Source organism: Paenibacillus sp. 1-18 (assembly GCF_000520755.1).
GTDB lineage: Bacteria > Bacillota > Bacilli > Paenibacillales > Paenibacillaceae > Paenibacillus > Paenibacillus brasilensis.
Genome location: NZ_ASSB01000343.1, coordinates 1 through 1,316, shown reverse-complemented (window position 1 = coordinate 1,316; position 1,316 = coordinate 1). Strand labels below are relative to the sequence as shown.

Below are 1,316 nucleotides of genomic sequence, written 5' to 3'. Positions count from 1 at the left end.
AAGCCTGTCTGTGTCTAACTTTTTGGGGTCAGTTCAGTTAAGGTTAGCGGGGATTGTTTTGTTTCTATCCGTTTAAGCAACTCCAATCGCATCCCGAGGCTCGATGCTCTGATTATGGATGTGTTGAATAGGCATAGCTAAGATAAACAAAAAGCTAGTTGCGACGATCAGCAGTACCATTTTTCTCAACATTATTTATCCACACCCTCTCAATGAAATTGAAAAACTCTGCTTTGATTTCAGTAACTGCATAGGCTTGAAAACGAACAAACAATCCCATAAAGTTTACAAAATATGTCTCATTATTTAGTGTATGCGCTTTTACCATTGCACATAACAAATGTTTAAAGCCATCACTATATTCCCCTCGATGTAAATAATAAAAAGCTAACTCATAACCAAAACGTGCATACTGGTCTGACTCAACTTGTTGGGTATATATGTCCGTAGATGGCTGTTGTTGAACAAAAGAATTTATCTCCGTTTCAAACTGCTGAAGTATGTCATTCACATCTATTTGATATTGGTTAGCCGCCATCATAATGTTCAACATATTTGCAACCATTTCTTTTTCAGTTTTATCTGGCGATGCAATAATATAGTCAACATAATCGTGTAGCACACTTAAATCGCCAGACAAAAGCTTGTATACGTAAGTATTACATTGCACCCAATGTTGAAACAGTTTGATCCAATGTAGGGTATCCTCGTCCGTCTCTTTGACCCAATCTAAATTAGCATAGGCGTATGTATATTGTAGAGCCTGTTGATAATCGCCTTGGGCTTCGCAGACATTTGAACATAGTAAATCGGCATAGGTGATGTACACAAACAAGGGGCGACTTAGCTTCTTTTTAGACTCATTGCGCTCTCGGCTCTTCTGTTGATGTTTCATTGAATATTGAATCTCTGCTTTCGCCTTCATTTTTTTAGCTATTTCATCAACCGTATCCCATTCGTTCAAAGAACGATATACATTCGCCAAATCCTTCAATGCGTCAAGCTGGTCTATTTCATCTAGGCGCTCAACAAAAGCTTCAAATATCGCTGCTGCCCTGAGATTGCGTTTTTGATCGTCTCCAATCTGAATCGTGAATATACGATATTGACAGACTGCCAAACGCTCAGAGTGTTGATATTTCTCCGCTTCTGCTACCCCCTCATAGAGCAGCAATGCAGCCGCATGTCGTCCCTGTGCTAATAACGTTTCTGCAATTTCAAATAGTTTGGATGAATAAAGTAGATTGTCCATGATGGCTCCCACCACTCGACGGATCGCATCCAACTTGTTCAACTCCGCACAGCGATACAAAAAC

1 protein-coding gene is annotated in these 1,316 nt (G+C 39.7%); it reads right to left on the bottom strand.

What is annotated here, in order from left to right:
* Positions 1 to 154: 154 nt before the first annotated feature.
* Positions 155 to 1,316, bottom strand: a 1,162-nt coding sequence (locus tag L693_RS0122440) for a hypothetical protein (protein WP_025720149.1), incomplete at its 5' end; no start/stop codon positions are given.